This is a genomic window from Jeotgalibacillus sp. R-1-5s-1 (genome assembly GCF_004405105.1).
Taxonomy (GTDB): domain Bacteria; phylum Bacillota; class Bacilli; order Bacillales; family Jeotgalibacillaceae; genus Jeotgalibacillus.
Genome location: NZ_SORW01000008.1, coordinates 89,990 through 96,958, shown reverse-complemented (window position 1 = coordinate 96,958; position 6,969 = coordinate 89,990). Strand labels below are relative to the sequence as shown.

General features: G+C 42.6%; 8 protein-coding genes. 3 read left to right on the top strand and 5 right to left on the bottom strand.

The genetic code is table 11. The features are described 5' to 3' along the window. Positions 1-346, top strand: a 346-nt coding sequence (locus E2491_RS17595) for a hypothetical protein (protein WP_208528035.1), incomplete at its 5' end; no start/stop codon positions are given. 54 nt (positions 347-400) lie between these two features. Here E2491_RS17595 and E2491_RS04395 read toward each other — a convergent pair. Beyond that, positions 401-1,267: a nucleotidyltransferase-like protein gene (locus E2491_RS04395; protein WP_134373325.1), complete on the bottom strand. Its 867-nt coding sequence runs from the start codon at positions 1,265-1,267 to the stop codon at positions 401-403. A gap of 154 nt (positions 1,268-1,421) precedes the next feature. On the opposite strand from E2491_RS04395, the gene E2491_RS04390 reads away from it, so the two are divergent. After that, on the top strand, positions 1,422-1,796 hold the full coding sequence (locus E2491_RS04390) for a YgzB family protein (RefSeq protein ID WP_134373323.1): 375 nt from the start codon (positions 1,422-1,424) through the stop codon (positions 1,794-1,796). Positions 1,797-1,840: 44 nt separating this feature from the next. On the opposite strand, the gene perR is transcribed toward E2491_RS04390, so the two are convergent. From perR to E2491_RS04370, 4 genes are all read right to left on the bottom strand, one after another. After that, a complete protein-coding gene (gene perR / locus E2491_RS04385; RefSeq protein WP_134373321.1) occupies positions 1,841-2,287 on the bottom strand; it encodes a peroxide-responsive transcriptional repressor PerR in 447 nt (148 codons plus the stop codon). A 128-nt stretch (positions 2,288-2,415) separates the two neighbouring features. After that, positions 2,416-3,957, bottom strand: coding sequence for an AbgT family transporter (locus E2491_RS04380; RefSeq protein ID WP_134373319.1), 1,542 nt, complete (start codon positions 3,955-3,957; stop codon positions 2,416-2,418). Positions 3,958-4,428: 471 nt separating this feature from the next. After that, positions 4,429-4,890: a thioredoxin-dependent thiol peroxidase gene (bcp, locus tag E2491_RS04375; RefSeq protein WP_134373317.1), complete on the bottom strand. Its 462-nt coding sequence runs from the start codon at positions 4,888-4,890 to the stop codon at positions 4,429-4,431. 48 nt (positions 4,891-4,938) lie between these two features. Next, a complete protein-coding gene (locus E2491_RS04370) occupies positions 4,939-5,343 on the bottom strand; it encodes an ion channel (RefSeq protein WP_134373315.1) in 405 nt (134 codons plus the stop codon). A 78-nt stretch (positions 5,344-5,421) separates the two neighbouring features. On the opposite strand from E2491_RS04370, the gene E2491_RS04365 reads away from it, so the two are divergent. Beyond that, positions 5,422-6,708, top strand: coding sequence for a glutamate-1-semialdehyde 2,1-aminomutase (locus E2491_RS04365; protein ID WP_134373313.1), 1,287 nt, complete (start codon positions 5,422-5,424; stop codon positions 6,706-6,708). Positions 6,709-6,969 lie beyond the last annotated feature (261 nt).

The window sequence follows — 6,969 nt, the reverse complement described above, 5'->3', positions numbered from 1 at the left end:
AAAGCTCATTGTCTTTTTTATTCGAAAAAGACTTAAAATCTTAAACGTTGACGTTTGGTTGTTTAGTTTTCAAGGTTCAGTGCTTCTTATGAATCATCACTCTCTCGAGCGACTTTCTTATACTAACATAATTTTTTATGTCAGGTCAACAACTTTTTTTGTTGTTGTGAAGCGTTTTTGTTTTCGCTCATCAGCGACGTTTATTATCTTAACAAGAGTTTCTCAAAAGAGCAACCCTTTTTTAATACTTTTTTTAAAAAAATTAAATCCCGTAGAAAATAAGCATGTTTTCTTATGGATGCAACAGATGATTCAGGGTTCTGATGTCCTTCGATTAGCAATGTGAAAGGCAGGACACATCGTGCATCGGCGTTGTCCTGCCTTCTTCATGCGATTAAACTTAGTCTTCAATAAAATAGTAGCGGTGATAAATCCCTTTACCCTTTGTTTCCACGGCTCTTGTCTTCACTGTTCCTTTTTCAATCAGAAATTCGATCATGACTGCCAGGTCTACTGAATAGTAAGAGATCTCCGGATGAAATTGCAGCTCCTGAAAGCTCCACTCATTCTTGTCACTCATAATACCAATCAAATGGGAGGCACCGATTTCTGTTCTGGAGTGGATCAGAAATTCACTAGCAAGGAATAACAGTTCCAGTCTCTTTTCAATGCTTTCCTCACTGTTTACTAGCTCTTCATACAGCTTATAAATTTCAGGCTCAATCTGTTTGACCTGATTCCATACAGTAACTTCAGGATGAAATCCATTTTCGATCACAGCAAGCCGTGCCAGATGATGCAGTGAGTGAACGACATGATTGTATGCATCAAGAAAATGCCTCGTTTCAAAGAAGGCTTTACCATCCATATATCTTCTGATTAATTTTGCAAATTCGATTCCCATCTTAATCTTGCGACCGTAAAAAGGGAAATCCTTCAGTTCCGTTCGAAGGTTGTCGATATACTCATTCCGGTCAAAGACGATCTTGCCCGTCAGTAACCATTCAACCATTTTTCTGTTGCTTCCAAGCAGCAGCCACTCGTTCAACTGCTTTTCTGTTACAAGGTGCATAGCCGCTTTTCTATCCTCGTAAGTGTAATGTTTAATAAAAACTGGATGTTCCGCTTCTTTTACTACTATTAAGAGAATCGTATCAAATGTGTCAGTGATTGGACTTTGTTTTTCCCGTTTTTCCATGATGACAATGCCGAGTGTATTCGGCTGGCTGGCTCGTTCCTGGTAGATGGGGCGCAAAATATCTTCCATGTGCAATAGCTCCTTCTTCAATTAAATCCGTCCTGAATTTATTTCGACAAGATCTTGCTATTTCCTTTAAATTTGATTCGTAAATAATCCGTCACGTTTTTTTACTTTAATGGACAGTTTTCTATGATATAGTAAAAGTCCGGGAGGGACAATCATGGCAAAAGCTTATTCAAATAAAATTAATAAAATCCGTTCATTTGCACTCGCACTTATTTTCTTTGGTGTTTTAATTATGTACGGTGGAATTTTCTTTAGAGATAATCCGATTTTCATGCTGATCTTTATTGTACTCGGTATGTTATCCATTCTGTTCAGTATGGTCGTCTATTTCTGGATTGGTATGCTTTCCACGCGGGCAGTCGTCGTGACGTGTCCGAACTGCGATAAGCCAACGAAGGTTTTAGGGCGTGTGGATATGTGTATGCACTGCCGCGAGCCGCTGACACTTGATCCTGAACTTGAAGGAAAAGACTTCAACGAAGATTACAATAAGAAGAAAAAGAAAACTACAGCTGATAAAGAAGCCTGAACAATGGCTTCTTTTTTCAGCTTTTCTCCATAAAAAAGAAGCCTCTAGTGGGCTTCTTTTTTTGCATCGCAATCACGGCACGTGCCGTATACTTCCATACGATGATTATTTACTTTAAAGCCTGTAACGTGAGAAGCAAGATGCTCCACCTCATCCAGACCCGGGTAATGAAAATCTACAATTTTTCCACACTCTTCACAAATTGCGTGATAATGATCCGTTGTCACAAAATCAAAGCGACTGGAAGAATCCCCATAGGTGAGCTCTTTCACTAGCCCCACTTCACGGAAGACGCGTAAATTGTTATATACTGTTGCCACACTCATATTAGGAAATTTGCCTTCTAGAGCCTTATAAATTTCATCCGCTGTCGGGTGTGACATGGCGCCTACCAGATACTCCAAAATCGCATGACGTTGAGGGGTGATACGCACGCCCGTCCCTTTTAGTGAATCTAATGCATCTCTTAACTGCACTTCTGACACCGTCATGCACCTTCTTTCTATAAAAAGTCTTTCTTTATAATTCTTATAATTAGTGTACTCGCCTGATTAATGGTTTGTCAAATCTTCCAGAACAATAAAAGCACTCTGCCGAAACGACAGAGTACTTCTAGTTATTAATTATTGTAGAAAATGTTTGCACCCGGACCAAGATCAATGCCAGTGTACATAAATACAAGTAGCATTAACGTCCAGACGATTGAGAATACAATCGTATAAGGAATCATCGTTGCAATTAACGTACCAATCCCCACTTTTTTGTCATACTTTTGTGCAAAAGCAATGACGATTGCGAAGTACGGCATTAGCGGAGAGATGATATTTGTTGTTGAGTCTGCAATACGGTAAAGAACTTGAGTCAGTTCAGGCGCATAACCAAGGTCCATCATAATTGGTACAAATACAGGTGCCATGAAGGCCCATTTAGCGGAAGAACTTCCGATAAACAGGTTGATCACTCCGACTACGAACATAAACGCAAGGACAAGGAGCATCCCTTCTAATCCGGCACTGCTTAACCAGCCAGCGGCATTGTATGCAAAAATCTGTCCAATGTTACTAGTATTGAAATAGGCAACAAATTGACCGGCTGCGAACGCAAGCACAATGTACATTCCCATTGTGGCCATTGTATCGCCCATCTGGTTTGCAATATCTTTATCATTTTTAATTGACTTCGTTACCAGGCCATATACAAGACCAGGAATCAGGAAGAAGATAAAGAGAATCGGAACTAGCGTCTGGAAGAATGGTGCATTTAGAATCTCATCATTCGGCAGACCTGCACGAAGCGGTCCCCATGATGGGACAACAAGGAGTGCAATTAATACACTTGTAACGATAATGGATAGAAGCGCCATCCAAAGACCTTTTTTCTCTTCAGGACGAACCGTCTTCATATCTTCTGCTTCAGCATCGTCAAATGAACCTTTAAACGTTCCAAGACGAGGCTCAACGATCTTTTCAGTAACGAACGTACCCGCCAGTGTCAGTAACACAACAGAAGCAATCATAAAGTAATAGTTCATTAAAATATTCATGCCTTCTGCATAGGCAGGATCTACCGTTGCTGCAGCGGCGATGGTAAGATCACCAAGTAGTGGATCCAGTGATGTAACGAGAAGGTTTGCACTGAAGCCAGCCGATACACCGGCAAAAGCTGCTGCAAGACCTGCAAGCGGGTGTCTGCCAAGTCCGGCGAACAACACCGCACCAAGTGGCGTAAGTACAACATATCCGGCATCTGCTGCCATAGAAGACATAATACCGCCGAATACCAGTGCAGCAGTTAAAAGCTGCTTCGGTACAGAGGTAACAAGTGCTTTCAGGGCTGCTGAAATCAACCCTGAGCGTTCTGCGATCCCGATACCAAGCATCGTGACAAGAACGGTACCAAGCGGCGCAAAACCGGTAAAGTTACCTACTGCTGATTCAAACATATACAGAATACCTTCAGAGCTTAAGAGATTAAAAACAGCGATCTCTTCTCCTTCAGCATTCTCAACTGTCCAGCCGAGTGCTGATCCAAGTGCTGAGGCTAAAACAACCATTGCAGCGAAAAGGAAAAACAGCGTGACCGGGTGAGGAAGCTTGTTACCAACGCGCTCGATTCCATCAAGCCCTTTGGTAAAAAATCCTCGCTTTTTAGCTGTGTCCATAAAATCCCCCTACTTTTCAATAAATGTTAATTTTCTAACAATTCACCTGACGACAGGTAACGTTATTATAAAGAGGGTTTGTCGAAATTTAAAGTCATATGGTAAAATCCGCAATAAAAACAATATTCGCATGATTATAAATATAATTGGAAATAAGCTTTGAATTAATTAACCGGGCCAGTGCCATCCTTCGCTTTCCATGGCCGGGCGGTGAACCCGCCTGCGCTTCGCACAGCCGGTTTCACCTGACCCTTTCCGCCATAGGAGTCTTCGGATGTCACTGGCCCTCAGGAATTTGGTAATAAGATATCATTAATATGTCTGAAATCTGTTGGATTTGTTGATAGCATTCCGATATGTTGTTGATAGATTAGCACATCCTAATCAGTAAATGCTCCTGACAAGAGAAAAGTAATGCTATACCACTTCATCACCTAATAAAAAATGCACCTATAAAAGGTGCATTTTTTATCATCTGTTCCTTAAAAACTCCAGTGTTTCTTCTACGTGCCCTTTAACGCGGACTTTGCGCCATTCTTTTAACAGGGTTCCGTCTTTGTCGATGGCGAAGGTTGAGCGTTCGATGCCCATGTATTCCTTGCCGAAGTTTTTCTTTAGTGTCCAGACACCGTATTGCTCTGCCACTTTATGATCTTCATCAACCAGCAGGCTGAATGGCAGGTCGTGCTTGTCCACGAATTTCTTATGTTTGTCCTGTGGATCCGGGCTGACGCCGAGAATGACTGCGTCGAGATCTGCAAATGATTCGTGGTGATCTCTGAAATCGCATGCCTGGGTCGTACAGCCTGGTGTCATATCTTTTGGATAGAAATAAAGAACGACCTGTTTTTTGCCCAGAAAATCAGATAATGATACTGATTCCCCGTCCTGGGTTTGCAATGTAAAATCGGGTGCTTTTTCGCCAATTTTCATGATTCAACCTCCCATTAATATTGTAGTTGTAGCATACAGGACATCGGGCTACTTTTCAAAAGTCTGCTCGTCTGATTTTGCGATGATGGTCCAGACGACTGTTACCGGAAGTATGTGCCCAATAAAAGCTGAAAGTGCGGCAATCAGCCTTCCTGCTCCAACCGGTACAATTTCACCGTTACCTACTGAGAACAGCATCATCGCGCTGAAATAAAGCATTAATAAAAAGAGTGGCCAGAAGCCCTCTTCCTCTACCGGTACAGCTGCTTCAATCCCCTCTATGACCAATATGGTATAAATTGAAGCAAATCCTAATAACAGAACACCGTATACATAAGAGAGATGCAGAAAGTTTTTCAGTGAAAAAATATACCCTTCCCACGGCAGTGTAAGCAAAACTCTTACAGAAAGAGCCATGATCAGAGTAACCAAAGTCAGTATCAGCATTCCCATCTGTAAAATCCCTCCGTTTGCAGATTATTATTCAGCATATTACAATACGGGAGACGCAATGACTGGGAGGAAATACAGATGAACCATACACAATCAGAAAAGCTTCATCAGGAAGCACTTAAACATATCGTTGGGGGCGTGAACAGCCCGTCCCGTTCTTATAAAGCTGTTGGAGGGGGCTCGCCTGTTGCAATGGCGCGCGGAAAAGGCGCTTATTTCTGGGATGTCGACGGAAATAAATACATAGATTATCTGGCAGCATACGGACCGATTATTACCGGTCATGCCCACCCTCATATTACAAAAGCGATTCAGCACGCCGCTGAAAATGGGATTCTTTACGGAACGCCGACTGAACATGAAGTGACATTCGCCAAGATGCTGAAGGAAGCAATGCCCGCAATGGAAAAAGTCCGTTTCGTCAACTCCGGAACGGAAGCGGTTATGACGACAATCCGGGTGGCACGCGCTTATACCGGACGAGATAAAATCATTAAATTTGCAGGCTGCTATCACGGGCACTCTGACCTTGTACTTGTAGCTGCCGGATCCGGTCCTTCTACTTTAGGAACGCCTGATTCAGCAGGTGTGACAAAAAACATTGCAAGCGAAGTGATTACCGTTCCATTTAATGAAATTGAGCCATTTAAAGAAGCGCTTGATAAATGGGGAGATGAAATCGCCGGTGTTCTCGTTGAACCGATTGTCGGAAACTTCGGCATTGTTGAACCAAAAGAAGGGTTTCTTGAGCAGATTAATGAGCTCGCACACAAAGCTGGCTCACTTGTCATTTACGATGAAGTCATTACAGCATTCCGCTTTATGTATGGCGGTGCACAGGATCTGTTAAATGTAAAACCGGACTTAACCGCAATGGGCAAAATCATCGGCGGCGGCCTTCCGATCGGCGCTTATGGCGGACGCGTAGACATTATGGAACAGATCGCACCGCTTGGACCTGCTTATCAGGCCGGAACAATGGCCGGAAATCCTGCTTCCATCCAGGCCGGTATTGCCTGCCTTGAAGTATTAAAACAGCCTGGCGTTTACGAAGAAATGGACCGCCTCGGGGCTATTCTTGAAGAAGGCATTCTCTCTTCTGCCAAAAAACATGATGTGACCATTACCATCAACCGATTAAAAGGTGCACTGACCATCTACTTCACGGATGAAAAGGTTGTTAACTACGAACAGGCCGAAGCAACCGATGGCGAAACCTTCGCACGCTTCTTCAAACTCATGCTCGAACAGGGAATCAACCTTGCCCCATCCAAATACGAAGCCTGGTTTCTTACCACTGAACACACGGAACAAGATATTGAACAAACACTAAAAGCCGTAGATTACGCTTTTTCAAAACTATAAATCACCTATGAATTGTGAGAAAGAAAAACCGGGACTGACTCATCCTTCGCTCCGATGTTTACGGATGAGTCAGTCCCTTTGAATTGTATAAAACCACAATTCGGTGAATTACAGAAAATATATATGGATGTTTCCTGCACAATCCTTAAGCTTTGCTCGAATAAAAGAGGTGTTTTCCCAGTGAAAACGCCTCCTTTTTCATCATAAAAAATTCTTGATAATTTCTCTTGCAGTCCACATCTATCCAATGTATATTACTAC